We start from the raw sequence: 26499 nt of genomic DNA on the forward strand, positions 1-26499 counted from the left end.
TCCGACAATCGCAGGTTAGATGCCCACCAACACCTGATGGACCTCAAACGTTTGGTCGTCGCACGCCCGAGCCATCAGCGGATGACAGGCAGCTTGGGATCCATCAGCCAGGGCCAGAGGCACGTTCGGCCCGCCATTGCCGGGAAGGACAAAGTGGCGGGCCGAACATGGTGGAGGTGTCCGGCGTCGTCCATGGAAGACCACGCCGAACCCTAGGTCCTCAACGGCGAATCAGCGCACCTGGACGGCTGCGGCCACGTTTCCGCCCACACGGAGGCCGGTGACCGTCAGCACGCCCAGTTCGCTGCTGTCCGCTGACTGCAAGGTTCCGTCCGCCCTGGACGGTCGGAGGTCCAAGGCCGAGGCAAGAACGGCGATGGCCGACGCCGCCGACCATGCCTGCGGGCGGCAAGCAGCCGGGTAAGGTGCGGGAACCGAGGCGTCCGCGCGGGCGTCACCGGAGTGCAGCTCGGGGATCCGGTAGTCAAACGCTTCGGCGGCCGACAGCAGCCCGCGGCTCAGCTCTGCAGCTTCCGCGCGGAACCCGGCACGGGTCAGGCCCTGGATGGCGATGGCAGTATCGTGCGCCCAAACTGATCCACCGTGGTAGCTCAGCGGCCAGAAGCCGGCCGAATCAGTGGACATGGTGCGCAGTCCGAATCCGGAGTTCAACTCGGGCGAGACCAGGCGGGCGGCGATGAGCGCCTCCTCCCCCGCGTTCAACAGGCCGGTGCCCAGCAGGTGGCCGATGTTGCTGGTGACGGTGTCGACCGGGCGCTTGTTGGCGTCCAGTGCGATGGCCGGGTAGGCGCCGTCGGGCGAAGGAATCCAGAACTGCTCGCGGAATCGGACGGCCAGGCCGGCTGCGTAGTGGCGCCACTCGTCGGAACCCTCCAGGCCGAAGTGATCCATCAGCTCAGCAGCACCGGAGGCCGCCTCGAAGGCGTAGGCCTGGACCTCGCACAGTGCGATGGGGCCTTCGGCAAGCCGGCCGTCGCGCCACTGGACGGAATCTCCGGAATCCTTCCAACCCTGGTTGGCCAGCCCGTGGCCGGTCAGGTCAGCGTACTCAAGGAAACCGTCGCCGTCGCTGTCGCCGTCGGTGCGCATCCAGTTCAGGGCGGCGAGCATGTTCGGCAGGAGTTCCTTGACTTCTTCCTCCGGCATGCCCCAGCGCCACGCGTCCACGAGCAGGCACACCCACAGCGCCGTGGCATCGACGGTGCCGTAGTACAGCGGCGGCAGGGAAACGTCTTCGCCGGGAATCACCAGCTGCTTGGGACGAAGTTCGTGCATGATCTTGCCCGGTTGCTCGGCCGTCTCGTTGACCGACTTTGTCCCTTGCAGCTGTGCCAGAATGCGCAGTGTTGAGGCGGCAAGTTCGGTGCCCAGTGGCAACAGCATGCGTGCAGAAATGATGGAATCGCGGCCAAAGAGGGTGAAGAACCACGGCGCACCCGCGCCAAGGAACGTCTCATCGGGATGCGCTGTGGTGCTCATCCGCAGGGCACCCAGATCGTCCACGGCACGCTCAACCCAGCGGCTGACGCGGCTGTCCCCCGACGTCACGGAAACGCCCTGCCACTGCGGCACAGCAGAGGCGCCGCGGACGACGGCGGCGGAGTCGGCCAGGTCCACCGACCAGGACACTGCCAACTCGGACTTGGCCGGAACGGTGACATCCCAGGCGAGTGTGATGTTCCCTCCGTCGGCGCTAGTGTCCAGGGCGGCACCGGGAGCCGACACAGAGGCCTTCACCGATCCTTGGCTCAGGACCAGGGTACCGGCTTCATACGTGGCCAAAATGGGCTCTGATTCAGAGTCTCCCGCCATGCCGGCCTTGACGGTCTGCATGTCGGCAAAGTCGGCGGCAAGGCTGAGCAGCAAGGATGTGGTGATCGGTTCATTCAGCGTGGAGCGGATGGTGATGGTTTCGCCCATCCGGCCCGCGGACACCTCGCGCAGGGTTTCCACGCGGACCCGCGGATCGGCGCTGGCGTCGTCGATGTTTCGTGCCAGGGCAACAAACCGTGCGGCAGAGGCCGAAACGCTGTCCTGGGAGATGGGTTCCGGGGCGGTTCCGCCCACAGTCAACGTGTAGGAGGAAAGCACCCGATTGTCAGAGTGATACACCCCGTGGATGCCGCTGTTCATACGGCCATCCGCCGCGGACCAGACTTGGGTGGGTGCGGCGAGCACCACAATTGCTTCGTGGAGAAGTGGCTGCAGGAATTTGGACATGGGGAAGATCTCCTCAGAGGTGGTGGTTGTTGGCGGACCGGCCAGATACTCCGCTGGCCCGCTGGTCATGCTTGATGCCGGGAATCGGCAAAACTGCTTTCGCCGCCGTGCGGCTATTCCTTGACGGCGCCGGCGCTGGAGTTCATGATGCGCTTTTGGAAGACAAAGAACACGACGGCGACGGGGATTGTCATCAGTGCGGCCGCGGCAAGCTTGAGTGGATACTGCGTGCCTTGGCTCAGCTGACCCGAGGCGAGCGAGGCCACCCCCTTGGTGAGGGTTGTCAGTTCAGGCGACTGGGTGGAGATGATGAAGTGTGAGAGTTCATTCCACGAGCCCTGGAACGACAGGATCACAAGGGTGACCAGGGCCGGTGCGGCCATGGGCAGCACGATGGACCAAAAAACACGGAATGTTCCGGCACCGTCCACGCGGGCCTGTTCCTCCACGCTGGCCGGGATTGATTCAAAGAAGTTCTTCATGATGAAGACTCCGGCGGCGTCCATCAAGAGCGGGATGATCATTCCCGCGTAGCTGTCGTAAATCCCCATTTGGTTGATGACCAGGAATTTGGGGATCAGCAAGACCACGCCGGGCACTGCCATGACAGCCACCAGGGCAGCAAAGATCACGTTGCGGCCCTTGAAATCCAGCCGCGCCAAGGCGTAGCCCGCCAAGGAATTCAGGAACACCCGCCCCGCAGTGACGAACACGGTGACGACGACGGAGTTGGTAAACCAGGTGGGAAAGTCAGAGTTCAGGAACAGCTTGCCATAGGCCGCCGTGGTCCACGTCGACGGTACTAGTGCCAGCGGATCTGAGGCAGCTTCGGCGTCGGACTTGAAGGAGGTGGCGATGCTGATCAGGAACGGGGCAATGTAAATGACGGCAATGGCAATCAGGACTGCATACAGCAGCGAGGTGCTGGAGAGGAACAGCCGGCTGCGGCGCTTGGGCTGCCGGGCGGATGCCTGGGTTCCGCCGGCGGTGGCGGGCATTTCAGCTATGACCGGGGTGGCGCTCATGAGTGGTCTCCCTTGGACGGTGTTCCGTACATGCGCCGGTGCCGGCGTGAGACCGGCCGTTCACGAAGAACCCAGCGTTGAAGAAGGGTGAAAAGGACGATGATGATGAACAAGACAAAGGCAATGGCTGCGCCGCGGCCCCATTGCTGGCTTTCGAAGGCTGAGGTGTAGGACAGGTAGGCGGGCGTGAGCGTGGTCTTGCCCGGTCCACCCTGGGTTCCGGTGTAGATCTGGTCAAAGACCTGCCATGTGCCGATCAGGCCCAGGGTGAGGACCGTAAAAAGCGTTGGGCGCAGTTGCGGGAGTGTGACCTGCCAAAACCGCTGCCAGCCGTTGGCGCCGTCGATCATGGCAGCCTCGTGGACCTCGCCGCTCAGGTTTTGCAGTGCTGCGATGAAGAGCAGCATGAAGGTGCCGCTGGTGGTGAACACCGCCATGAAGATGAAGGCCGTCATGGCCACCGACGGCCCGGCCAGCCAGTCCCAGAGGGGCAGGCCGAGAACCGTGGTGTCCACCAGAAATGCGGGGCCCTCGGTGATGCCGACGGCGTGCAGCCCGTTGTGGAGGATGCCCGATGGATCCTGGAACCAGCTGGGACCATGGATGCCCAGGTAGGAGAGCACCTTGTTCACGGCACCCGTGGCCCCGAAGAGGAAGAGCCAGATGACTGTGATGGCGACCGAGCTGGTCACCGACGGGAAGTAGAAGGCCGTGCGGAAGAAGCCGCGGCCCTTCAGGACCTGACGGTTGACGAGCACGGCCAACACGATGGCCACGATGGTCTGCACCGGAACCACGAGCACCACGTACCAGGCGTTGTTGCGCAGTGACATGCCGAAGTCCCGCTCCGCCAGCCCTCCCCCTGCCAACAGCTCCTTGTAGTTGTCCATGCCAATGAAGGAAACAGTTGAGGCGAACGGGCTGCCCCTGCCCGTCCAATCGGAAAAGCTCACCCACAGGGCCATCCCCACGGGGACCACCAGAAACAGGCCAAGAATGATGAGCATTGGCCCGGTGAACAGCCAGCCGGCAACAGTGTCTCGGGGGCGGCGCTTCTGGGTCACCGGCGGGGCCTTCTTTGGCGCCGTTTCGGTTGCTGTGGTCATGAAATTCCTTAGTTCAACGAAGGGGTGTTTCGTTCGGTTGAAGGGGCGGCACTACTTGCCGGAAACTGCGGCTTCCATGTTTTTCTGCGTGGCGGAGAGGATCTTGGCCGGATCCGACTTTGCCAGGGACTCCAGCTGGGAGGTGAAGTCGGCGATGACATCGGCGGCGCCCTTCAGCGACGGAATGCCCTTGGCGTTGGTGACGCCATCAAGGAAGGGGGCATTGGCCGGGTTGGCGGCCTTCCACTGCCCAGCAGCGGACTCCACGGAAGGCATGACGCCAAATGCCTTGGCGAATTTCAGCTGCTGCTCGGTGCCAGTCAGCTTTTCGACCAGCTTCACGGCCTCATCCTTGTTGGGGCTGTCTGCGGCGACGCCCCAGCAGTTGGTGAACTGCAACGTCCCTTTGCCCTCCGGACCGGCTGGCAGTTCAGCGACCTTGTAGGAGATAGCCGGGAAGTCTGCGCTCATGGCGCCGGTGATCCAGTTTCCCTCGATGGTCATGGCTGCCTGGCCCTTGCCAAAGGCCTCGCCGCCCCATCCCGCGCCAAGGTCTGTGGTGAACTTGGCACTGCCGGACTTCAGCAGCGACTGGACGTAGTCCAGGCCGGCAAGGTTTTCCTTGCTGTCCACGGTGGCCTTGGTCTGGTCGGCGTTCAGCAGGGTTCCGCCTGCCTGCACCATGAAAGCACCTACGCGGGCGTATTCCGGCGAGAAAGCCAGGCCCACGTGGTCAGCCGTGGTCAACTTCGCAGCAATGGTGGTCAGCTGCTCCCAATTCTTGGGGATGTCTGCATCGCCCAGGCCAGCGGCCTCCCACATCTCTGTGTTGATAACCAAGCCCAGCGTGGAGAAGTCCTTCGGGGCGCAGTAGAACTGACCGTCATAGGTAAACGATTCCACCAGGGAAGGATAGAAGTCGTCCTTGTGGGGCAGCTGGTCACCGTAGGCATACAGGGATCCGTTGGACGCGTAGCCGGCCAAGGATTCGGTGGACACATAGAACACATCGGCAGGCTTTCCCGAGGCAAAGCCCTGGCTCAACTGCTGGTTCAGGTCAGAGGCGGCAACCACACTCGCATCAACACCGGTGTCGGCAGCCCATCCGGCAACAGCTGCCGTTACAGCCTGGGTTTCCGCATCGCCGGAGGAGCCGATCATGACGGTGATCTTCTGTGAATCGCTACCGGCGCCCTTGGGATCGTCAAAGTTCGATCCCCCGCAGCCGGTCAACATGAGCGCGCCCACCGTAAGGATTCCGGCGCCCAACAAACAGCGAGACTTGCTTCTTTGCATGTTTCTCTCCTTCAATTCTGCGTCTTGAGGCCTGGCGCCGTGTGGCGGTGGCCGACGTGCTCTGTGAGTGGCTGTGCATGTCCTGCAGTTGCAGAGCCAGGTCATTGCCCAAATTTGAACGTTCAAATTCGGGACAACATAGTAGAAATTTGAACGATCAAATGGATGCCTCAAAACTACCCGGACTGTGACCGATTAGTCAACCACCTAACTTTCATGCCAGTCGTGGCATAGTGGAATGGACAAGCATTTGAACGATCAAGAAGGAGGTTCCGGTGGCATCCAGCACTCTTCCCACCATTGAGGACGTAGCCCGTGCGGCACTGGTGTCCCGGCAAACGGTGTCCAACGCCATCAACTCCCCCTCGATCGTCAAGCCGGCCACCCTGGAACGGGTCAACCGCGCCATCGCGGAACTCGGCTACCGTCCGCACGCCTCCGCAAGGCGCCTGAGAACCCACAAGAGTTCAACCATCGGGGTCCGCCTGGACCCTGCCCTCAACGGGATTTCCGGTGCCGTACTGGACCGGTTCCTGCACGCCCTGACCGAACAGGCCGACAAGAGGGGCCTGCGGATCCTACTGTTCACGGCCACCGGCCCCGAGGACGAAATTGCACAGTTCCGCCGGCTGCGGGACAGCGCCGACGTGGACGCCTTTGTTCTGACATCCACGTTCCACAACGACCCCCGCACCACCTGGCTCATCGAGAACGGGCACCCGTTCGTCACGTTCGGGCGGCCTTGGGGCGTGGACGACATGAACAACCAAAAACACCCCTGGGTTGATGTGGACGGCTATTCGGGACTGCACGCGGCCACCATGCACCACCTTGTCAACGGACGCAGCCGGGTAGCCTACATTGGCTGGCCAAGCCCCTCCGGCACGGGCGATGACCGCCGCCGGGGCTGGTTTGACGCCATGCACAAGGAAACCGGCATGGACACGGCCAGCATTGAAGCCCTGGAAACCACTGCCATGGATTCGGTCAGCAATGGCGAAGCGGCGATGGTGGAGCTGATGTCCCGTCCGGGCACCATCGACGCCGTTGTCTGCGCGAGCGATTCCCTTGCCTTGGGTGCCATTCTCGCCTCTGCCGGCTCCGTCCCCGTCTGCGGCTATGACAACACCCCCACGGCCGCCGCACTTGGCTTCTCCAGTGTTGAACAGCCCCTCGAGGAAGTGGCTGCGTCCGTCCTGGAACTCATCTCAGATGCCTGCAGCCCGCCCACGGCAAAGACGGCGGACGGAGTAGATGGGCCGGCCAGGCACCGGCTGATCCAGCCACGCCTGGTTCCGCGTGACGGGCAGTGGCTGGCCCGCACCCTGGCACCCTGACCCTTCACCTGTCCCGTGACATCGTAGATCTCCCCCTCATCAGGGTCTGACCGGCGAACGAATACGGGTGCGTTGACGCGGGGTCCTATGCTGGGGGCATGACGACGACGTCCGCAGGCCCTCTTGCCTCCCCAGCTTCCGCAGCCGAGCTGGCCGCCAAGCTGGCCGAAACCGGCTACCTCGCCGACGAGGGCCTGGCCACCGTGGCCTACCTTGCCATGGCCATGTCCCGCCCGCTCCTGCTCGAAGGCGAGCCCGGCACCGGCAAGACCTCCATGGCCGAGGCGCTGGCAGAGGCCTACCAGCTGCCGCTCATCAGGCTCCAGTGCTACGAGGGCATCGACGCCACCCAGGCCCTGTACGACTGGGACTTCACGGCCCAGATCCTGCACCTGCGCAGCGTGGAAGCCGCCGGCGGCAACTTGGACACCCAAAAGCTGGAGAATTCGCTCTACGACGAGCGCTTCCTGTTGGCCAGGCCAGTCCTGAAGGCTCTGCAGCAAAGCCCCGCCGTGCTGCTGATCGACGAGATTGACCGGGCGGACGACGAATTCGAGGCATTCCTGCTCGAGGTCCTCTCCAACTACCAGGTTTCCATCCCCGAGTTCGGTACGGTCAAGGCCGCCGTTCCGCCGCTGGTGGTGCTGACGTCCAACCGCACCCGCGACCTCCACGACGCGCTGAAACGCCGCTGCCTGTACCACTGGATCGACCACCCCGGACTGGCCCGCGAAGTGGAAATCGTGCGGACCCGGCTGCCGGGCGTCCCGGAGGTCCTGGCCAGCCAAGTGGTGCAGGCCGTGCAACAGATCCGCGCCACCAATGACGTCATGAAGCCACCCGGCGTCGCTGAAACCCTCGACTGGGCGCGGGCGCTGCAACTGCTCGGGCGCCCGGAGCTCGACCTCGAATCGGCGGCGGCCAGCATTGGCGCGCTATGCAAATACCGCGAGGACACCGCACGGGTGCAGGCCGTGCTGGCCAGGATTCTGGGCTGAACCATGGTGCAGGCAACTGTGCATCCGCCCGAGGCGATCCTGCTCGGCTTCGCTGCCGCCGTTCGGGCCGCCGGAGTGAAGGTCACCGCGGACCGTTCCGGTAGTTTTGTTGATGCCGTGTCCCGCCTGAATATGGACAACCGCTCCAACGTTTTTTGGGCAGGCCGCGCCACGCTTTGCGCCGCCCCCGAGGACTTGGATGCCTACCAAAGGACTTTTGAGGCCTGGTTTGCCCCGGCACACACCGGCGCGGCACCACCACAGGGAGCTGCAACAACCGTCAGGGCCGCCGCGCTCGACGACGCCGACGCAGGTGGTGAAGGCGGCGCGGAGCGGGAGGCGCTGCGGGCCATGGCCAGCCAAAAGGAGCTGCTGCGCCACCGCGACATTGCCACCCTGGACTCTGCCGAGCGGGCCCTGCTCAACCAGATGTTCTCAGAACTGGCAGTCAAGATCCCCACGCGTCGGGGCAGGCGCCCGCAGCCCGCCAGCAAGGGCAGCATCGACCGTGTCCGCACCCTGCGGCAACAGCTTCGCCGCGGCGGGGAGCCGGGGCCGTTGCGGCACGCCAAGGCACCGAGAAAACCGCGCCGGACCGTGTGGCTGATCGACGTCTCCGGTTCCATGGCGCCCTACGCCGACAGCCTCCTCCGGCTGGCACACCGCGTGGTCCAGCAAGCCCCGCACAACGTGGAGGTGTTCACCCTCGGCACCCGCCTCACCCGGGTGACACCAGCCTTGAAGCTGCCCGACGCCGACGACGCCCTGGCCCAGGCCGGCCGCACTGTCCCCGACTGGTCCGGCGGCACCCGGCTGTGCGAGGCCCTGCGCGCATTCAACGACAGGTGGGGGCAGCGCGCCGTGGCGAGGTCCGCCGTCGTGGTGGTGGCCAGCGACGGCTGGGAACGCGGGGACGCGGCGCTCCTGGGCCGGCAGGCGGAGCGGCTGCACCATGTGGCCCGGCGAGTCATCTGGGCCAATCCGCACCGCGGCAAGGATGGCTATGAGCCGGTGCAGCAGGGAATCAGGGCCGTCCTGCCGCACGTTGACCACTTTGTGGCGGGCCACTCGTTGACGAGCTTCGAGGAGTTGTTGGGTGTGATTGGCAATGCGTGAAGTGTTGAAGGATTTGCTGGACGCGATCCAGGCCGGGCACACGGTGGGGCTGGGCACGGTGGTGCGCACCTTCCGTTCGGCGCCCCGTCCGGCCGGCGCTTCCATGATGGTCGACGCCGGCGGGCAGGCTGTGGGGTCGGTGTCCGGCGGGTGCGTGGAGGGCGCGTTGTACGGACTGGCCACCGAGGTGGCTGCGGAAGGCTCCCCCGTGCTGCAGCGCTACGGCATCAGCGACGACGACGCCTTCGAGGTGGGCCTGACTTGCGGGGGCATCATCGACGTGTTCGTGGAGGCCGTGTCCAGCAAGACATTCCCGGAGCTGCCTGCCATGGCTGCCGACGTGGACGCCGGCCGTCCCGTGGCAGTGGTGACTGTCATCGAGCATCCGGATCCGGCCTGGCTGGGCCGGCACCTGGTGGTCCGGCCGGACGGCTTCGAGGGCACACTGGGCAGCGCCCGCGCCGACGACGCCGTCAGCGACGATGCCGTTGGACTGCTGGCCGCCGGGCGCAACACCACCCTCATGTACGGCCCGGACGGCGAACGCCGCGGCGACGGCATGCGGGTGTTTGTGGCCAGCTTCGCCCCGCAGCCGCGCATGCTGGTGTTCGGGGCCATTGACTTCGCTGCCGCAGTCGCCAGGCAGGGCAGCTTCCTGGGCTACCGGGTCACGGTCTGCGACGCCCGGGCCGTCTTCGCCACGAAGGCCCGCTTCCCCGTGGCCGACGAGGTGGTGGTGGAGTGGCCGCACCGGTACCTCAAGGCCCAGCTGGACGCCGACCTCGTCGACCCCCGGACAGTGGTCTGCGTCCTCACGCACGACCCCAAGTTCGATGTCCCGCTGCTGGAGCTCGCCCTGCGGCACGAACTGGCCTATGTGGGGGCCATGGGATCGCGCAAGACCCACAACGACCGCATGGACAGGCTGCGCGAGGCGGGCCTAACCGACGCAGAGCTTGAACGGCTCTCCAGCCCCATCGGCCTGGACCTGGGCTCGCGCACGCCAGAGGAGACTGCGGTGTCCATTGCGGCCGAAATCATTGCCCTGCGGTGGGGCGGCAAGGGCTCCCGGCTCAGTGAAATGGACGTGCGGATACACCACGTTCCCGTCGCCGACGCCGCACATGAGGATGAAAGCAGCGCTTCGGCACTCTAATGCGGAAGCATTGGCAGGAGCCCTAACTATCCCCTGCCCCATCATGTAGCGTGGGCCACATCATGGGCTGGAGGTGCGGCTGTGGCGCCGTTTCTCCATGGAATATAGGGAGATCTCAATGGCGAGTTCCACATCCATCACCGTCGAAGTTGACGGCGTCAGCTACACGGACGACGTCGAACCCCGGCTTTTGCTGGTCCAGTACCTTCGCGAGCGGCTGGGCAAGACCGGCACCGTGATTGGCTGCGACACCACCAATTGCGGGGCCTGCACCGTGCACCTCGACGGGGCCAGCGTGAAATCGTGCACCATGTTTGCCGTGCAGGCCGACGGGCACCAGGTCACCACGATTGAAGGCATGGCCCAGGACGGCAAGCTCGCCCCGCTGCAGGAGGCCTTCCACCAGTGCCACGCACTGCAATGCGGCTTCTGCACCCCGGGCATGATCATGCAGTCGGCCTCGCTGCTCAAGGAGAATCCGCACCCCACCGAGACTGAAATCCGGGAAGGGCTTGAGGGGAACCTCTGCCGCTGCACGGGCTACCAAAACATTGTGGCGGCCGTGAAGAGCGTTGCGGACGGCGTGGAATACGGCGATTCCGGACTCTCTGTCTCGGAATCCCTCACAGACGGTGAAACGGCGGGTGTGAAATGACCGCCACGGCAGAAGGCAAGCGCGCGGAGGTGGGCTCGGCCCGGCTGCGCAAGGAGGACGCCCACCTCATCACGGGCCGCTCCCGGTTCACTGACAACATGGTGCTGCCGGGCATGATGCACCTGGCCATGGTGCGCAGCCCCTTCGCCCACGCGAAGATCACCGCGATTGACACCTCGGCCGCACTGGCCTCCCCCGGCGTCTTTGCCGTGCTGACGGGTGCCGACGTGGCCGGCGAACAAGGCTCGCTGCCCAACGCCTGGCCGGTCACGCCGGATCAGAAGGCGCCCGACCACCCGGCCATCGCCGTGGAGGAGGTGGCCTTCGCGGGCGAGATTGTCGCAGTGGTGATTGCCCGCAGCGCCGCCGCAGCCCGCGACGCCGTCGAACTTGTGGACGTGGATTACAGCGAACTTCCCGTGGTCATGGACCTCGAGGAAGCCGCAACGGACAAGATCCTGGCCCACACCAGCCTGGCATCCAACAAGTCGGCCACCTGGGTTTTCGACTCCGGCGATGCCGGCACCGGCACGGCCATCGCGGAGGCGCTGGCCAACTCCGACGTGGTCGTGGAACGGACCCTGTACCAGCAGCGCCTGATCCCCGCCTTCATGGAGCCCCGCTCCACGGTTGTGGACCCCACGGGCGAGCAGATCACCATGTGGAGCGCCACCCAGATCCCGCACATCCTGCGCCTCATGCTGGCCCTGACGCTGGGCATCCCGGAGAGCAAGGTCCGCGTGATCGCACCCGACGTCGGCGGCGGCTTTGGCGGCAAGCTGCAGGTCACGCCGGAGGAAATCATCACGGTGGTGGCCGCCCGGCGCATGGGCAAGCCCTGCAAGTTCACCGAGACACGCAGCGAATCGCTGCAGGTGGCCCACCACGGCCGGGCACAGGTGCAGCGGCTGAAGATCGGCGCCACCAAGGACGGCATTGTCACGGGACTGCACGTGGACCTGCTGGCGGACATGGGCGCCTACCTGGGCCTGATCACCTCCGGCATCCCGGTCCTGGGTGCGTTCATGTACAACTCCATCTACAAGTTCCCGGCCTACCACTTCGAGTGCCACAACATCTTCACCAACAAGGCCTGGACGGACGCCTACCGCGGTGCCGGGCGGCCGGAAGCCACGTTCGCCATTGAGCGGATGATGGACGAGCTCGCCGTGGAGCTGGGCATGGACCCGCTGGAGCTGCGGGAGAAGAACTGGATCAAGCACACCGAGTTCCCGTTCACCACGGTGGCCGGGCTGGAGTACGACACCGGCAACTACGAGGCCGCCACCGAGAAGGCCCTGAGCCTGTTCGGCTATGAGGAGCTGCGCGCCGAACAGAAACTGCGCCGCGACAGCAACGACCCCGTCCAGCTGGGCATCGGCATCTCCACGTTCACTGAAATGTGCGGTCTGGCCCCGTCACGCGTGCTTGGTGCGCTGAGCTACGCGGCCGGCGGCTGGGAACACGCCCAGGTGCGGGTGCTGCCCACGGGCAACGTGGAAGTCGTGACGGGTTCCTCGGCGCACGGGCAGGGACACGAGACGGCCTGGAGCCAGCTGGTCGCCGACCGGCTGGGCGTGCCGTTCGAAAACGTGGAGGTGCTGCACGGCGACACGCAGGTTGCGCAGCGCGGCCTGGACACCTACGGCTCACGCTCACTGGCCGTGGGCGGCATGGCAGTGCTGGCCGCGGCGGACAAGGTCATTGAGAAGGCCCGTGCCGTTGCCGCACACATCATGGAGGCCAGCGAGGACGACCTCGAGTTTGCCAACGGCTCCTTCAGCGTCAAGGGCACTGAGACGTCCACCTCCTTCGGGGAGATCGCCTTCGCCGTGTTCTCCGCGCACAACCTGCCCGACGGCATGGAGCCCAACCTGGACTCCGAGGCCACCTACGACCCCGTGAACTTCTCCTACCCCCACGGTACGCACCTTGCGGCCATCGAGGTGGACACCGAAACAGGGGCCGTGACCATCCGCAAGTACGTGTGCGTGGATGACATCGGCGTGGTGGTCAACCCCATGATCGTCGAGGGGCAGGTGCACGGCGGCCTGGCCCAGGGCATCGCCCAGGCGCTTTTTGAAGAGGCCGTGTACGACGACGCCGGAACCCTGGTCTCGGGCTCGTTCGTGGACTACCTTGTCCCGAGCGCCGCGGACCTGCCGCACTACATCACGGGCCGCACCGAGACGCCGTCGACCACCAACCAGTTGGGCGCCAAGGGCGTGGGCGAGGCAGGCACCATCGCCTCCACCCCCGCCATTGTCAACGGCGTGATCGACGCCGTGCGCCACCTCGGTGTCAAGGACATCAAGATGCCGTGCACGCCCGCACGCGTGTGGCATGCCCTGCAGGAAGCCAAGACCACCGGAGGTGCAGCATGATCCCGAGCCAATTCGACTACGCCGCGCCCACAACCGTGGAGGAGGCGCTGGGCCTGCTGGCCGGCGCCGAATCCGCGGGCGACGACGTCAAGCTTCTGGCCGGAGGCCAAAGCCTGATCCCCGTCATGAAGCTGCGCATGGCAGACCCCTCCCTGGTGGTTGACCTGGGACGGATCCCCGGCCTGTCCGGCATCACGGACGACGGCGCCAGCCTCACCATTGGTGCCATGACCCCGCACCACGTCGTGGCAACTGACCCCCTGGTGGCGGCACACGTGCCCCTGCTGGCGCAGGCCGCGGCCACCGTGGCCGACCCCCAGGTCCGCCACCGCGGCACGTTCGGCGGCGCCCTGGTCCACGCGGACCCGGCCGGCGACATGCCTGCACCTGCCCTTGCCGTGGAGGCTGTGTTCAACCTGGCCGGGCCCAACGGAAACCGGTCCGTGGCGGCCGCTGACTTCTTCCAGGGCTACTTCACCACGGCTGTGGAGGAAGGGGAGATCCTCACGAGCATCACGGTGCCCAAGTACACGGGTTGGGGATCGCACTACGGCAAGTTCACGCGGGTGGCCCAGCAGTGGTCAATTGTGGCCGTGGCGGCCATGGTCCGCGTTGAGGGCGGGGTCATTGCCGAGGCACGCGTGGGCCTGACCAACATGGCCAGCACCCCGTTGCGTGCCACCTCCACCGAGGCGGCGCTGGCCGGCTGCGCACTGGATGCAACTGCCATCGCCGCGGCCTGCGCCCATGCCGCCGAGGGGACCGAGCCCGCCAGCGACCTCAATGGCGACGCCGACTACCGGCGCCACCTTGTGACCGTTGTGGCCAAGCGCGCGGTCATGGCTGCGGCCGGACTCTGAGGGGAAGCCAATGGAACTCAAACACCAGTTCACCGTCCCCACGCCGCTGGAGGACACGTGGCGCTCTTTCAACCAGCTGGAAGAGATTGCCCCCTGCTTTCCCGGCGCAACCCTGACCGGGGTTGACGGCGACACGTTCACGGGCACGGTCAAGATCAAGCTTGGCCCCATCGCCATGCTCTACGCGGGGACCGGGACGTTCCTGACGCGCGATGAGGCCACGCACACCGTCGTCATCGAGGCGCAGGGCAAGGACAAGCGCGGAAACGGCACGGCCGGTGCCACTGTCACGGCTGTGCTCACGGCTGGCGATGGCGGCACCACAGTTGAGGTGTCCACCGACATGAATGTCACGGGCAAGCCGGCACAGTTTGGCCGCGGCGTCATCCAGGACATCTCGGACAAGCTGCTGGAGCAGTTCGTGCAGTGTGTCATCGGCAAGGCGGAACCGGTGGTCGAGCCTGGGCCGGTGGTCGAGCCTGTCGAGACCCCAGGGGTCCCCGGCCGAGCTGGCGAGGTTGGGGTGGGGAGCGAGACCCCAGGGGTCACGGTGGTCGAGCCTGTCGAGACCCCGGTGGTCGAGACCCCGGCGCCCCGGCATGTTGCCCCGCGCCCATCCGCTGCAGCCGCTGAACTGGACCTGGGCTCCACAATGCTGGCGGTGCTCGCCAGGCGATTCGGCCCGGCAGTCCTGGGTGCACTGGCCATCCTTGGCCTCATCGTCATGGTGTGCCGGCGCAAGAAGCGCTAGCCCCGCCCATCGGGCCCAGGTATAGAATCGTCCTTGTGTTGTTCCTTTCAATGAACTTTCTGCCCTCTGGGTGCTTGGAGGTCGCCGGCGTTTCTTGTGCCGGCGGCAGATAGCGCCATCCCTCAGTGATTTCTCAGCGGCCCCTGATGGCTGCTGCCCGCCCGCGCTGTTGCGCGCCCATATGCGGGACCCATCCACACTGAAGCCGCCCAGGCCGCGCGCCCGGGCGGGCAGGACAGAAAGACACATCAACATGCTTCCCATGACCGAAAAACAAATTCGATCCTCCTTCCTGAACGCCTCCCAGCGGGAGCGCAACAACCTCAACCTGCCAGAGAATTTCGAGGCCCTGAATTGGGAAGACCTCGACTTCGTCGGCTGGCGCGACCGCAAGTACCAGACACTCGGCTACGTCATTGCCTGGGTTGACGGCGCCACGCGGGGCATCCTTTTCCGAGAGGTGGAGGGCAAGACACGCTCCCGCGCGCAGTGCTCCTGGTGCAATGACGTGACCCTGCCCAATGACGTGGCCTACTTCACCGCCAAGCGCTCGGGGGCATCCGGGAGGAACGGCAACACCGTTGCAACGCTGATGTGCTCCCGCTTTGAGTGCCCGGCCAACGTCCGCCGCCACGAACCACCGGCCTACGTGGGCTTCGATGCCACGGCGGCACGGGCCGAGCGCATGGCCGGCCTGCAGGCCCAGGTCCGCACGTTCATGGACAAGATGATGCTCGGCAGCGACTAGCAGGCAGGTGCCGCCGCCCACCCATTCAGGCGGGCGGCGGGGCCGTGGAGTCCCTGACCACCAGGGTCGTGGCCAGTTCCATGCGGGGCGAGTCCAGGGCTTCCCCGCGTGACATCCGCAGCACCGAGCGCAACGCGGCCCGGCCCATTTCCTGCAGGGGCTGGGCCACCGATGTCAGCCGGGGCAGAACCTGCCCGCCCAGTGCGGTCCCGTCGAAGCCCACAACACTCAACTCCTCCGGCACGCGGATTCCCCGGCGCTGGGCCTCCCCCAAAACGCCGATCGCAATGGAGTCGTTGCCGGTGAAAATCGCTGTGGGCGGATCGTCCAGGTCCAGCATCGTAGCCGCCCACTGGCTGCCAAAACTGTTGGAGAAAGAGCCCATGGCCATGTACTCGCCACGGACCTCAATGCCGTGTCCCATGAGAGCTGCCAGGTAACCGTGCTGGCGGGCCACGCTGCACTCGGCGGCCACCGGGCCCCCGATGTGGGCAATCTTGCGGTGGCCAAGGCCAATCAGGTGCTCCACCGCTCCCTTGCCGCCGGCCCAGTTGGTGGCCCCCACACTGGCAAAGCCACTGTCGGGCGGATTGTAGGGGTCAATGATGACCACGGGGATGTTCCAGGCCCGGAAAAGGGCCAACTGCTCCACACTCATCTCCGAGGTGACCAGGATCAGCCCGGCACGCCCCGACTCCACCATACGCCGGGCCCACTCCTCGTGGTCCGCCTCGTGGAGGTTTGCCGGCGCCATGCTGCTCAAGACAAGCTCCACACCTTCACCGGCGGCCTCCTGCAGCATGCCCTTGAGCAGCTCCAGCGAGTAGCCCTCGTTCATGCCACCGAAAACCAGTTCAACGGCCGGCGGCATGGCGGCACGGGCCCTGCGCTTCATGGGCGATTCATAGCCCAGCTCCAGCAGCGCCGCTTCAATGCGGGCCCGCGTGTTCGGCGCCACGTCAACCCGGCCGTTGATGACCTTTGACACGGTCGGCACCGATACGCCGGCCAGCTCCGCCACGGTTGCCAGGATCGGCCTGCGATTCTTAGTGCGCCCTTCCACCTTCACCCCTGTCCTAGATTCCTGATGCATTGTTTGCCACACCGCCACCGGAAATTCTTTGCCCGCTCCAGCCTATGCTGTTCCATTGCCCGCCGCCGTGGGCACGCCCGGGCGTTCACCAGGTTCCTCCGGGGGCACTGTGGACCGGTCCGGCGGAAGGTCCCAGTGCACGCCAGAGCGGCATCAGCTCCGGGCGCGCAAGCGGCCAGTGTGCGTCCGTAGGCATCCCCCGACGGCGGTAGCGTCCCGGGGGAAGCCCGTAGAGGCCCGCGAACCTGTGGGAGAAGTGGTAGCTGTCCCCGAATCCGCACAGGCTGGCTATGTCCTGCAGTGCCAGTTCGCTGCGCAGCAGCAGGGTGGCTGCCCTGGCCAGCCGCACCATTTCCAGGGCGGCGACCGGGCCGCAGGAGAATTCCTGGCTGAAAAGCCTGGAACAGTGGCCTGCCGACAGGCCGGCCGCGCGGGCCAGTTCCTCCACGGACACGATCCGAAGGCCATCGGCAGCCCAAGCAGCGCGGACATGGTCCACAGCCGGCATGAGCCGCGGCTGCAACCGGGACTGGACCTCGCCCGGAAGCGGGCCGTGTACAAAAATGTCCAGCAGCATGCCCACCACCTGGTCGCTGCGTGCCCGGGCACCTGGGTGGTCCATGCCGGCCAGGCTGAGCAGGTAGGAGCACAGCCCCTCTAGAGGCGGGTTTCCCAGCATAGGACGCAGCAACGGCCAGGAGCTCGTTTCCTGGCCGGACGCAGGCAGCTCCACATCAAAGTGCACGTAGGCGTGCGCGGTTCCGCTGGCGGAGTCCCAGTGGTACGTGTCCGTCATGCCGGGCCGGGTCAGCAGCAGCACTCCCGGTTCCAGAGCGAGGCTGTGGGCAACGCCGGGGCTGCCATCGTGGGTATCCTCCAGCAGGGTCAGGCGTGCACTCCCGCGCAGCAGCCACACAAACTCAAAGTTCGTCGTCCGCCGGGGCCCAAAGACCGCCCCCGGCGGATAGTCGGTCACCTGGACCACAGACCTGGGACTGGCCTGGAGGCCGACAGATGTCATGATCACGCATTTTTCCGTTCGATAGGGCCATTGTCCGCGCCGGAGCGCGGAAATAGGCTCGAAATTGACCGCTTGCCATCCCCAACAAGGAGAAACCATGACCGCCGCACCCGGCCTGCAGGAGCTGCAACCAGCATCTGTCACTATCCATGATTCTGTCGATGAGGCATTCATTGAGCAGTACAGGCGCGACGGCTTTGCCGTCCTGCGCAATGCCCTGTCCGCCGAAGAGATTGCCGCCGTGAACCAAGAAGCCGTGCGGTTCTGCCGGGGCGAGCTGGGCGCCATCCGCAATGCCGGCGATATAGACCCCGGGCTGTCCGATGCGGAACTCATGAAAAAGTTCCTGTGCATCCACTACCCCCACAAGGTCTCCGACGTCATGCGCGACGTGCTGCACGCGCCCCGGGTCATCGAGGCCATGACCGGCGTCATCGGTCCGAACGTCAAGGCCATGCAGTCCATGCTGTTCATCAAGTCCGAGGGCAAGCCCGGCCAGGCCTGGCACCAGGATGAGCACTTCATCCCCACCCGCGACCGTTCCCTCACCGCCGTGTGGATAGCCCTGGATGACGCGACAGTGGAGAACGGCTGCTTGTGGGTTCTCCCCGGTTCCCACAAGCGCGGGGTCCTGTACCCCGACCGCGAAACCAATGACGTCCGCTTTGACTGCACCAACGAGGCCTACGGCTTCCCCTACAGCGACGATCAGGCCGTCCCCGTCGAAATCCCGGCCGGCACCGCCATCATCTTCAACGGCTACCTGCTGCACCGATCCCTGGAAAACTCGGGGGCCCACGGCTACCGCCGCGCCGTTGCCAACCACTACATGAGCGCCGAGTCCCTGCTGCCGTGGCAGCGGATGCCCGAAGGCGAGGCTGCGGCCACCCACGACTTCCGTGACATTGTCATGGTGGCCGGCGAGGACCCGTATGCCTACAAGGGAACCGTGGACATCACGAGCCCCCTGGTCCGTCCGGACCGTTCGGGCGGCTGCGACCGCTGACGCAGGGCTGAAGCCGCGGCCCACGGGGTTTCCCGTGGGCCGCGGCTTTTTGCGGTTACTTGACTGCTTGCAACTTGAAGACCGGGGTCTCGGCGCTGACCTGGGCCTCGTACTCGCCACGCATCTTGTCCCCGCCCTCGGACTGCCAGCGTTTCAGGATGGCCGCGTGGTCCGAAACCTTGGCGCGGCCCGTGATGATGTCAACCGACTTGTCCCTGACCATTTTGGTCAGCTTCGCGCCCACCTTGGCATTGGTGTCCGAGTAGCTGCCGTTGGTGGGGTTCCGCTGCGCAAATTCCAGCAGCTTCTGGGACTGGGAGTGCACATACTTCGCCACCTCGGGGTAGCCGGGGTGGAAGTTCACCGATTCCGGCGCCGACATGGTGTTCAGCGCGCTGACGACGCTCGGCGCATTGTCCTCGCCCTCCTTGGTCAGGATCGGGTTTCCGTTGGCGTCGTACTCAAAGTCCTTGCCCTCCACGCCGTAGTTCTTCATGACGTATTCGTCGGTGCCGAACGGGGCGGACATCCAGTTGATGAGCTCCAGCAGCTCCAGGACCCTTTTCTCGTCGGTCTTCTTGAAGGCCGTAAAGCCCACCGTGCCGTAGCCCATGTCGTAGGTGGGGGTGATCTTGCCGTCGAAGCCAAACGGCACCAGGATCTCTGCCTGGAATCCCGGGTCAAGGGACTTGAAGGCGCGCAGGCCCTGTGGATGTGCATCAACGTAGGCGGCGATGCTGCCATTGACCACCTTGGTCTTGATGTCGGTGGCGGCAACATCGGGGTAGAACACCCCCGCGGCAAACAGCTTGGCGGCATACTCCAGGCCGGCCACATAGGCGTCGGTCTCGTAGAGGTGGGTCAGCGAACGGTCCTCGTTGACGGCCCAGCCATTTGGGGCGCCCCACCACTCGGTGAACATGTGCAGCATGTTGATGTAGTTCGGTTCCAGTGCGTACTGCTTCTTGCCCGGGTTGGTCAGTTCCTTGGCTTTCTCCAGGAACTCCTGTGCATCCTTGGCGTTCAGGCCGCCCACGGCCGCCCATTTCTCGGTGCCGCCAACCAGGATCTGCCCCAGCGGGGAGCTGGGGATGGGTGCGCCCCAGATCTTGCCGTTGACCACGGCGGTGCGCCAGGAATCGGGCTTGAGGGCAGCCAGGTTCGGGTACTTCAGCACGGCATCACCGGAGAGGTGTGCCGTCAGGTCCTGGAACTTGGCTTCCAGCATGGGCCCCACGTTGGGGATGCCCTGGTTCGGCGGGATCCACATGAGGTCCGGGAGCTCGTCGCTGGCCAGGATTGTGGCGAACTTGGCCGGGTACCCGTCCCCAATGTCCTCCACAATCTGCATGTTGAACTCGCCGCCCAGTGCCTGGTTCAGGCGCTGCCAATATTCGTTGTCGGGCATGGCAGCGGACATGGGCGCCCAGGTCTCCGAGAGCACCGAAACTGGGCCCGTCAACGGCTTCACGGCACCTGAGGGTACCGGCTTGGGCATGTTCAGGAAGGCACTCTGCAGCCCCTGCGCATTGCCGGGCAAATCCGGGGTCAGGAGGTTGAATTCCTTGTAGGTGGGCAGCACCACCTTGCTGGAGGCGGCTGCCCCGCCACCCGAACCGGTCGATGAGGTGTTGCAGGCCGAGAGTGTCCCGGTCAGTGCGATGGCGGCAACTGAGGCCCCTGCCAGTCCCAGGAAGTTGCGGCGTGAGACTCCGTCACCTTTGATGGAGCGTTTCATGGTTGTCCCCTATTTTCGTTTTGCATTGCGTTCTCGCCGGATTTGCGGCGACGGGTGGATCTGAGGCGTCAGTTGGCGGCGTCCGCGTGGACCGTCGGCTGGGTGAGCGGTACGGCCGGTGGCCGGTCGCAGCTGCTGGCAATCTGGACGGCGCGGCTGCTGTGGGCCGATTCCAGAACGGATTCCATGATCTCCAGGACGTGGAAGGCGAGCCGGCCGCCCGCCCGCGGCTCCTGGCCGACCGACGTCAGGGCAAGATCGTTCAGGCCCACGCCGCGGCTGGCTCCGCTGTACCCTGCCGAATCCGGCAGGGTCTCCCATTCGGTCGAACCGACGATCCGCAGGCGCACACTTCCGGCGAATGTGTTGGGGTCAGGGACAATGAGTGAGCCCTTTTCGCCGTGGATTTCAATGTTCGCAGCCTGCGTGGCGGCGCCGTCGAAGCTCATGACCAGGGTGGACAGCGCCCCGGACTCATGCACCAGTACGCCGGTGACGTGGGTGTCGGTGGTGACCGGGATGGTTTCGCCGGCGCGCGGGCCGGTGCCGATGGTGCGTTCGCTGCGAGTGTGGCTGGCTGCCCCGATGACGGAGGCCACAGGGCCCAGCAGAGTGACGAGGGAAGAGATGTAGTACGGGCCCATGTCCAGGAGCGGGCCACCGCCGGGAGTGTAGTAGAAGTCCGGGTTGGGGTGCCAGCGCTCGTGCCCCGGAACCACCATGGTTGCCGTGGCGGCAACGGGGCGGCCAATGAGCCCGTCGTCAATAGCCTTGCGGGCGGTCTGCGTGCCGGTGCCCAGCACGGTGTCCGGGGCACAGCCAACGATGACCCCGGCCGCGGTGGCGGCTTCGAGGACCTTGCGGGCCTCCGCGGTGGTGGCGGCCAGCGGCTTCTCGCCATAAACATGCTTGCCGGCGGCAATGGCTGCCAGGGCAACCTGGGCATGCGCGGCGGGGATGGTGAGGTTCAGGACAAGGTCCACCTCGGCGTCGGACATCAGGGCCTCCACGGACATGGCGCGGACACCGGGCAGCTCGTCCGCAAGGGATTGCGCCCGGGCCGTGTCGATGTCTGCCACGGCCACGAGCCGGACGGCATCCAGGGCCGGGAAGGTGGCCAGGTAGGCGCGCACGATCTGGCCGCAGCCGACGATGCCAATGTTCATGGGTGTGTTCAGCGACTGGCCCACAGCAGGCCCCTTTCAATGATGGTTTTCAGCTTGGGGTTGTTCAGGTCCTCGACCGTGTGGCCGGGGGTGGCGACGAATACCTTGCCCAGTCCCCAGGAACGGGTCCAGATGGCGGGGCAGGTGACAGGCCGGCCCCACGGGTCCCCGTCCTTGGCGGCAAGTGTTGTGGTGGCGAGGATGTCGTTGTAGTCGTCGCTGAGGACCCAGTACTGTTCGGTGTCCAGTTCAAAGCTGTCGATGCCGGCCGTGATGGGGTGCACAGCGGCTGCCGGGGCCATGTCTACGGTGTAGCGGGCGAATCCGTCGCGGCCGTCGCCGCGCCGTTCGTGGACCGGGCGTCCGGGGTGTGCAACAAACTGTCCGCCCACGAGCTGCAGGAATTCGGCGCTGTTGCGGTAGGAGTCGGCAATGCCGCCGTGCCAGCCGGCGAGCCCGGTGCCGGCGGCGACGGCGGTGCGCAGGCCCTGGATCTCGGCGGAAGCGGCGGTGTCCATGGTGGTGCAGTGCAGAACCAGGTCCACACCTGCCATGTAGTCGGCGTCGGCGTAGACGGACGCGTCGCTTTCGATCCGCACGTTGTAGCCGTTCGCACGCAGGAACGGAATGAACAGTTCGGTGGTTTCAACGGGCTGGTGCCCGTCCCAGCCGCCGCGCACCACGAGGGCTTCGCCGCCCCCGGGCTTGATGGTCTCAGTCATAGATGTCCTTATCGACTCAATTGGTTTCGAAACTTCTCGAAAGTTTTTCTTTATCGACATGGAATCTAGTGTGATTCACTGCACTCGTCAAGCGCCCGGGCCAATGTGTCACGCGCCAGGAGGGGCCACGCCGGAATCCTCAGTGGACCACCTCACACAGCCCGCCGACCTGGCGTAGTGTTGAAAGAACCCGCATCCTCAAGGCACTGGACAGTCACAAATACGCATGGCAACTAAAAGCGAAACCACACTCCTCCAATCCCTGGGACGCCTGGCGCCCCAGCTGCGGCCCATAGCCTGGCGCTTGTTCGCAGGTCTCCTGACGGCCCTCGCAGCCAGCCTCGTGGCCCTGGCCATTCCGCAGGTCTACCGCGTCCTTGTCAACACGGCCCTGGAACCGGGCAAGGGGACAGGCGCGCTCTGGCTGGGGACCGGCGTCGTGCTTGTCCTGGGCATCATGGAAGCCTGGCTCATGGTGCTGCGCCGGCAATTCGTGATTGTCCCGGCCACCACCGTGGAAACCCGCATGCGCACCAGCTTCTACCGCCACCTGCAGCAGCTCGCCGTCGAATTCCACGACCGCTGGGGCTCCGGCCAGCTGCTCAGCCGCGCCATGAGCGACCTGAACTTCATGCGCCGCTGGATGGCCTTCGGCGCCATCATGCTGGTGGTCACGGCCCTGACGGTGGTGATCGGCGTGGTTCTCATGTTCTCCATGAGCTGGGAGCTGGGCCTGATCTTCCTGGCCGCCGCCGTGCCCATCACCATTTTCGGCTTCACGTTCCGCCGCTCCTACGGAAGCGCCAGCCGGCGCAGCCAGGACCAGGCCGGCGACCTCGCCACAGTTGTGGAGGAGTCCGTCCACGGCATCCGCGTGCTCAAGGCCTTCGGCCGCGGCCGTGAGGCGCTGGACTCCTTCGCCGAACAGGCGCAGGAACTGCAGGCCACCGAGATCCACAAGGCCAAGTCCCTGGCCCAGTTCTCCCTCATCGTCACGCTGCTGCCGGAGCTGGCGCTGGCCGCCGGCCTGGTGGTGGGCATCCTGCTGGTCCACGGCGGCAGGCTCGACGTCGGCACGCTCGTTGCGTTCTTTGCCACGGCCGCCGTCGTGGCCGGGCCCGTGGAGTCGGTTGGGCCGCTGCTTTCAATGACGCTCACGGCCAAGACGGCCCTGGACCGGCACTTTGAGGTCATGGACGCCAAGAACACCATCACCGAGCCCACCAACCCCGTCCGGCTGGATCCGGTCCGCGGCAAACTGGAATTCCGCGACGTGCACTTCCGCTTCCCCGACACCGTTGCGGGAACACCCGACCTGCTCAACGGCGTGGACCTGGCACTGCGGGCCGGGGAGACCATGGCCCTGGTGGGCGTGACCGGCAGCGGCAAAAGCACACTGCTGAACCTTGTCCCGCGGCTGTTCGATGCCACCTCGGGCACGGTGGAGCTGGACGGAACCGACATCCGCCAGCTGTCCCTGAAAGATTTGCGCACCCATGTGTCGGTTGCATTTGAGGACACCACATTGTTTTCCAACTCCGTGCGTGACAACGTCCTGCTCGGCGCCGCGGCGCATCCAGGCCTGTCCCCGGATGAGGTGCTGGAACAGGCACTCGAGGTGGCGCAGGCCGGCTTTGCCCACACACTCCCCCAAGGCGTGGACACACTCATTGGCGAGGAGGGCCTGAGCCTCTCCGGCGGCCAGCGCCAGCGCATTGCCCTGGCCCGCGCCATCGCCGCGCGGCCAGCTGTTCTGGTGCTGGATGATCCGTTGTCCGCCCTTGACGTCAACACCGAGGAACGGGTGTCCCAGCGGCTGCGTCAGGTGCTCGAGGCGACCACCACCCTGATTGTGGCCCACCGCCCCTCGACCGTGGCGATGGCCGACCGTGTGGCACTGCTGCAGGACGGGCGCATCACGGCCGTCGGCACGCATGCAGGGCTGCTGGCAGAAAACGAGCACTACCGCTACGTGCTGGCCAGCCTCGAGACCGAACCGAAGGACCTGGACACCGGCTTTGACGAGGAGCTGCCCGACGACCTCGGCACGGGCGCGCTGCCCGTGGCACCGCGAACCAGCACAAGCAATGCGAAGGAGGCCTCGGAATGAGCCGGGACAACAAGCAGGCGGCCACCGCCCAGGGCACGGCAGGCGAAGACCGGGTTGATTTGAGCCAGGCCGACAGCCGTGCCGTGCGCCAGCGTTCCGTGCGGCTGCTGCGCACCTTGCTGCGGCCTGTCCGTGTGCGGTTCGCCATCACGGTGGCACTTGTGGTGCTGTCGCAGGCGGCCAAGGTGGCCGGGCCGCTGCTGATCGCGTACGGGATCGACACGGCGCTGCCGGCACTCAACGGCCCCGATGGGCCCTGGCTGCCGCTTGCCGTGGTGGGCGGCGGCTACGTGGTGGCGGCCCTTGCGGCGTCCTGGCTGACTGCCGCCTACCTGACCGAGACGGCCAGGCTGAGCCAGGCCATGCTGCTGGACCTGCGCATCCAGGTCTTCCGCCACACGCAGCGGCTCAGCATGGAATTCCACGAGAACTACACCTCGGGACGCATCATCTCGCGGCAGACCTCGGATCTGGAGGCGCTGCGGGAGCTGCTTGATTCGGGCATTTCCTCCCTCGCGTCCGGGCTCGTTTTCATGGTCCTGACAGCGGTTTCCATCTTCACCCTGGACTGGGTCACGGGGCTGCTGGTGCTGGCCTCGGCGATCCCCATGTGGCTGCTCTCCCGCTGGTACCAAAAGCATTCGCAGGCCGCCTACCGTTCCTCACGTGTGGTCTCGGCCAGGCTCATTGTGCACTTCATTGAGACCATGACAGGCATCCGCGCCGTCAAGGCATTCCGCCGCGAGGATGACAACGCCGCCCGCTACGAGGAGCTCGCCGAGGACTACCGGCAGGTCACCGTCCGCTCCATCAACCTCAACGGCGTGTTCCAGCCGGGCCTGGTGCTGATTGGCAACGTCGCCGTGGCCGCCGTGCTCCTGGTGGGCGGCTTCCGCGTCCTGGGCGGCGCGCTGGAGGTGGGCGCGCTTCTGGCCCTGCTGCTGGCCACCAAGCGTTTCTACCAGCCCGTGGGCCAGATGGCCATGTTCTACAACTCCTTCCAGTCGGCGCAGGCGGCGCTGGAGAAGGTGTCCGGGCTGCTGGAGGAGATCCCCACCGTGCGGCCGCCGCGCCACCCCGTTCCGCTGCCGGCCGCTCGCGGAGACATCCGCTTCACCGGCGCCGAGTTCCGCTACGGCGAAGGCCCGCTTGTTGTGCCCAGCCTTGACCTGCACATTCCTGCCGGCCAAACCGTGGCGGTGGTGGGCGCCACGGGTGCGGGCAAGTCGACACTCGCCAAGCTCATGGCCCGCTTCTACGATGTCACGGCCGGGTCCCTCGCGCTCGACGGCGTGGAGTTGCGCAAGCTCTCCACCGAAGACCTGCGCCGTGCAGTGGTCATGGTGACGCAGGAGGCGTTCCTGTTCAGCGGCACGGTTGCCGACAACATCGCCCTGGGCCGGCCGTCGGCCACCCGGGCGGAGATCGAGGCCGCCGCCCGCGACGTGGGCGCCGACGAGTTCATCCGGGCCCTCCCCGACGGCTACGACACCGACGTCAACAAGCGCGGCGGGCGGGTCTCCGCCGGGCAGCGGCAGCTAATCTCCTTTGCACGTGCCTTCCTGGCGAACCCGGCCGTGCTCATCCTGGATGAGGCCACCTCATCCCTGGACATCCCGTCCGAGCGACTGGTGCAGGACGGCCTGCACAGGCTGCTCGGACATGCTTCCATGGAAGGGGAGGCTGGCGGCGGACGGGTAGGCGGGCGCACCGCGCTCATCATTGCGCACCGGCTTTCCACCGTGGCCATCGCTGACAGGGTCCTGGTGGTGCATGACGGGCGGATCGTGGAGGACGGATCCCCCGCCGAGCTGCTGGCCGGCGGCGGGCGTTTTGCCAAGCTGCACGGCGCCTGGCAGGACTCGCTGGTCTGAGCCGCCACCGGTTTCCCATGACCGCACCTTTCGCGCACAACTGGTGGCAGCTGCCCACCGACAAGCGCAGAAGGTGCGGTCATGCCGGTTGGGGCC

21 protein-coding genes are annotated in these 26499 nt (G+C 65.8%); 12 read left to right on the top strand and 9 right to left on the bottom strand.

All coding sequences use genetic code 11. The features are described from left to right. Nucleotides 1–231 precede the first annotated feature (231 nt). From PCK14_RS00740 to PCK14_RS00755, 4 genes are all read right to left on the bottom strand, one after another. On the bottom strand, nt 232–2241 hold the full coding sequence (locus tag PCK14_RS00740; protein WP_269936543.1) for a glycogen debranching N-terminal domain-containing protein: 2010 nt from the start codon (nt 2239–2241) through the stop codon (nt 232–234). A gap of 113 nt (nt 2242–2354) precedes the next feature. Further along, nucleotides 2355–3239, bottom strand: a complete 885-nt coding sequence (locus tag PCK14_RS00745; protein ID WP_442864652.1) for a carbohydrate ABC transporter permease — start codon at nt 3237–3239, stop codon at nt 2355–2357. Nucleotides 3240–3262: 23 nt separating this feature from the next. Further along, nucleotides 3263–4372 (bottom strand): carbohydrate ABC transporter permease, encoded by a 1110-nt coding sequence (locus PCK14_RS00750; protein ID WP_269936545.1) that lies wholly within the window; start codon nt 4370–4372, stop codon nt 3263–3265. A 51-nt stretch (nt 4373–4423) separates the two neighbouring features. Then, nucleotides 4424–5668 (bottom strand): sugar ABC transporter substrate-binding protein, encoded by a 1245-nt coding sequence (locus PCK14_RS00755; RefSeq protein ID WP_269936546.1) that lies wholly within the window; start codon nt 5666–5668, stop codon nt 4424–4426. Nucleotides 5669–5943: 275 nt separating this feature from the next. On the opposite strand from PCK14_RS00755, the gene PCK14_RS00760 reads away from it, so the two are divergent. From PCK14_RS00760 to PCK14_RS00800, 9 genes are all read left to right on the top strand, one after another. Beyond that, nucleotides 5944–7005 (top strand): LacI family DNA-binding transcriptional regulator, encoded by a 1062-nt coding sequence (locus PCK14_RS00760; protein WP_269936547.1) that lies wholly within the window; start codon nt 5944–5946, stop codon nt 7003–7005. A 98-nt stretch (nt 7006–7103) separates the two neighbouring features. Continuing rightward, on the top strand, nt 7104–8003 hold the full coding sequence (locus PCK14_RS00765; RefSeq protein WP_269936548.1) for an AAA family ATPase: 900 nt from the start codon (nt 7104–7106) through the stop codon (nt 8001–8003). 3 nt (nt 8004–8006) lie between these two features. Continuing rightward, nucleotides 8007–9119 (top strand): vWA domain-containing protein, encoded by a 1113-nt coding sequence (locus PCK14_RS00770; protein WP_269936549.1) that lies wholly within the window; start codon nt 8007–8009, stop codon nt 9117–9119. After that, complete coding sequence (locus PCK14_RS00775; protein WP_269936550.1) at nt 9112–10275, top strand: XdhC family protein; 1164 nt, start codon at nt 9112–9114, stop codon at nt 10273–10275. The genes PCK14_RS00770 and PCK14_RS00775 overlap by 8 nt, the downstream gene beginning before the upstream one ends. A 118-nt stretch (nt 10276–10393) precedes the next feature. Beyond that, the gene (locus tag PCK14_RS00780) at nt 10394–10930 is read left to right on the top strand and encodes a (2Fe-2S)-binding protein (RefSeq protein WP_269936551.1); all 537 of its coding nucleotides are present in this window, start codon (nt 10394–10396) and stop codon (nt 10928–10930) included. Continuing rightward, nucleotides 10927–13314 carry a xanthine dehydrogenase family protein molybdopterin-binding subunit gene (locus PCK14_RS00785; protein WP_269936552.1) on the top strand — a complete coding sequence of 796 codons (2388 nt, stop codon included), beginning with the start codon at nt 10927–10929 and terminating at the stop codon, nt 13312–13314. The genes PCK14_RS00780 and PCK14_RS00785 overlap by 4 nt, the downstream gene beginning before the upstream one ends. Then, a complete protein-coding gene (locus PCK14_RS00790; RefSeq protein ID WP_269936553.1) occupies nt 13311–14174 on the top strand; it encodes an FAD binding domain-containing protein in 864 nt (287 codons plus the stop codon). The genes PCK14_RS00785 and PCK14_RS00790 overlap by 4 nt, the downstream gene beginning before the upstream one ends. A gap of 10 nt (nt 14175–14184) precedes the next feature. Continuing rightward, nucleotides 14185–14925 (top strand): SRPBCC family protein, encoded by a 741-nt coding sequence (locus PCK14_RS00795; RefSeq protein WP_269936554.1) that lies wholly within the window; start codon nt 14185–14187, stop codon nt 14923–14925. Nucleotides 14926–15187: 262 nt separating this feature from the next. Continuing rightward, on the top strand, nt 15188–15673 hold the full coding sequence (locus PCK14_RS00800) for an FBP domain-containing protein (RefSeq protein ID WP_333474334.1): 486 nt from the start codon (nt 15188–15190) through the stop codon (nt 15671–15673). A gap of 25 nt (nt 15674–15698) precedes the next feature. Here PCK14_RS00800 and PCK14_RS00805 read toward each other — a convergent pair whose 3' ends face one another. Together PCK14_RS00805 and PCK14_RS00810 are read right to left on the bottom strand one after the other, a co-directional pair. Beyond that, complete coding sequence (locus PCK14_RS00805; RefSeq protein WP_269936556.1) at nt 15699–16736, bottom strand: LacI family DNA-binding transcriptional regulator; 1038 nt, start codon at nt 16734–16736, stop codon at nt 15699–15701. A gap of 115 nt (nt 16737–16851) precedes the next feature. Further along, a complete protein-coding gene (locus PCK14_RS00810) occupies nt 16852–17787 on the bottom strand; it encodes a helix-turn-helix transcriptional regulator (protein ID WP_269936557.1) in 936 nt (311 codons plus the stop codon). Nucleotides 17788–17884: 97 nt separating this feature from the next. On the opposite strand from PCK14_RS00810, the gene PCK14_RS00815 reads away from it, so the two are divergent. Next, the gene (locus PCK14_RS00815; RefSeq protein WP_269936558.1) at nt 17885–18793 is read left to right on the top strand and encodes a phytanoyl-CoA dioxygenase family protein; all 909 of its coding nucleotides are present in this window, start codon (nt 17885–17887) and stop codon (nt 18791–18793) included. A 55-nt stretch (nt 18794–18848) separates the two neighbouring features. Here PCK14_RS00815 and PCK14_RS00820 read toward each other — a convergent pair whose 3' ends face one another. From PCK14_RS00820 to PCK14_RS00830, 3 genes are all read right to left on the bottom strand, one after another. Then, on the bottom strand, nt 18849–20531 hold the full coding sequence (locus PCK14_RS00820; RefSeq protein ID WP_269936559.1) for a substrate-binding domain-containing protein: 1683 nt from the start codon (nt 20529–20531) through the stop codon (nt 18849–18851). Nucleotides 20532–20599: 68 nt separating this feature from the next. Beyond that, the gene (locus tag PCK14_RS00825; RefSeq protein WP_442864645.1) at nt 20600–21721 is read right to left on the bottom strand and encodes a Gfo/Idh/MocA family protein; all 1122 of its coding nucleotides are present in this window, start codon (nt 21719–21721) and stop codon (nt 20600–20602) included. Next, on the bottom strand, nt 21706–22419 hold the full coding sequence (locus PCK14_RS00830; RefSeq protein WP_269936560.1) for a ThuA domain-containing protein: 714 nt from the start codon (nt 22417–22419) through the stop codon (nt 21706–21708). The genes PCK14_RS00825 and PCK14_RS00830 overlap by 16 nt, the downstream gene beginning before the upstream one ends. A 226-nt stretch (nt 22420–22645) precedes the next feature. Between PCK14_RS00830 and PCK14_RS00835 the strand changes: the two genes are divergently transcribed. Together PCK14_RS00835 and PCK14_RS00840 are read left to right on the top strand one after the other, a co-directional pair. After that, complete coding sequence (locus tag PCK14_RS00835; RefSeq protein ID WP_269936561.1) at nt 22646–24529, top strand: ABC transporter ATP-binding protein; 1884 nt, start codon at nt 22646–22648, stop codon at nt 24527–24529. Beyond that, nucleotides 24526–26403: an ABC transporter ATP-binding protein gene (locus PCK14_RS00840; protein ID WP_269936562.1), complete on the top strand. Its 1878-nt coding sequence runs from the start codon at nt 24526–24528 to the stop codon at nt 26401–26403. The genes PCK14_RS00835 and PCK14_RS00840 overlap by 4 nt, the downstream gene beginning before the upstream one ends. Nucleotides 26404–26499: the final 96 nt, after the last annotated feature.

The sequence above is a fragment of the Arthrobacter sp. HY1533 genome (assembly GCF_027568515.1).
Taxonomy (GTDB): domain Bacteria; phylum Actinomycetota; class Actinomycetes; order Actinomycetales; family Micrococcaceae; genus Specibacter.

Excerpts from the sequence above, each read along its gene's own strand:
- PCK14_RS00775 (WP_269936550.1), top strand. The coding sequence starts at position 9,112 with ATGCGTGAAGTGTTGAAGGATTTGCTGGACGCGATCCAGGCCGGGCAC.
- PCK14_RS00840 (WP_269936562.1), top strand. The coding sequence starts at position 24,526 with ATGAGCCGGGACAACAAGCAGGCGGCCACCGCCCAGGGCACGGCAGGC.
- PCK14_RS00740 (WP_269936543.1), bottom strand. The coding sequence starts at position 2,241 with ATGTCCAAATTCCTGCAGCCACTTCTCCACGAAGCAATTGTGGTGCTC.
- PCK14_RS00780 (WP_269936551.1), top strand. The coding sequence starts at position 10,394 with ATGGCGAGTTCCACATCCATCACCGTCGAAGTTGACGGCGTCAGCTAC.
- PCK14_RS00785 (WP_269936552.1), top strand. The coding sequence starts at position 10,927 with ATGACCGCCACGGCAGAAGGCAAGCGCGCGGAGGTGGGCTCGGCCCGG.
- PCK14_RS00795 (WP_269936554.1), top strand. The coding sequence starts at position 14,185 with ATGGAACTCAAACACCAGTTCACCGTCCCCACGCCGCTGGAGGACACG.
- PCK14_RS00745 (WP_442864652.1), bottom strand. The coding sequence starts at position 3,239 with ATGCCCGCCACCGCCGGCGGAACCCAGGCATCCGCCCGGCAGCCCAAG.
- PCK14_RS00790 (WP_269936553.1), top strand. The coding sequence starts at position 13,311 with ATGATCCCGAGCCAATTCGACTACGCCGCGCCCACAACCGTGGAGGAG.
- PCK14_RS00750 (WP_269936545.1), bottom strand. The coding sequence starts at position 4,372 with ATGACCACAGCAACCGAAACGGCGCCAAAGAAGGCCCCGCCGGTGACC.
- PCK14_RS00815 (WP_269936558.1), top strand. The coding sequence starts at position 17,885 with ATGACCGCCGCACCCGGCCTGCAGGAGCTGCAACCAGCATCTGTCACT.
- PCK14_RS00835 (WP_269936561.1), top strand. The coding sequence starts at position 22,646 with ATGGCAACTAAAAGCGAAACCACACTCCTCCAATCCCTGGGACGCCTG.
- PCK14_RS00765 (WP_269936548.1), top strand. The coding sequence starts at position 7,104 with ATGACGACGACGTCCGCAGGCCCTCTTGCCTCCCCAGCTTCCGCAGCC.
- PCK14_RS00810 (WP_269936557.1), bottom strand. The coding sequence starts at position 17,787 with ATGACATCTGTCGGCCTCCAGGCCAGTCCCAGGTCTGTGGTCCAGGTG.
- PCK14_RS00820 (WP_269936559.1), bottom strand. The coding sequence starts at position 20,531 with ATGAAACGCTCCATCAAAGGTGACGGAGTCTCACGCCGCAACTTCCTG.
- PCK14_RS00770 (WP_269936549.1), top strand. The coding sequence starts at position 8,007 with ATGGTGCAGGCAACTGTGCATCCGCCCGAGGCGATCCTGCTCGGCTTC.
- PCK14_RS00800 (WP_333474334.1), top strand. The coding sequence starts at position 15,188 with ATGACCGAAAAACAAATTCGATCCTCCTTCCTGAACGCCTCCCAGCGG.
- PCK14_RS00755 (WP_269936546.1), bottom strand. The coding sequence starts at position 5,668 with ATGCAAAGAAGCAAGTCTCGCTGTTTGTTGGGCGCCGGAATCCTTACG.
- PCK14_RS00830 (WP_269936560.1), bottom strand. The coding sequence starts at position 22,419 with ATGACTGAGACCATCAAGCCCGGGGGCGGCGAAGCCCTCGTGGTGCGC.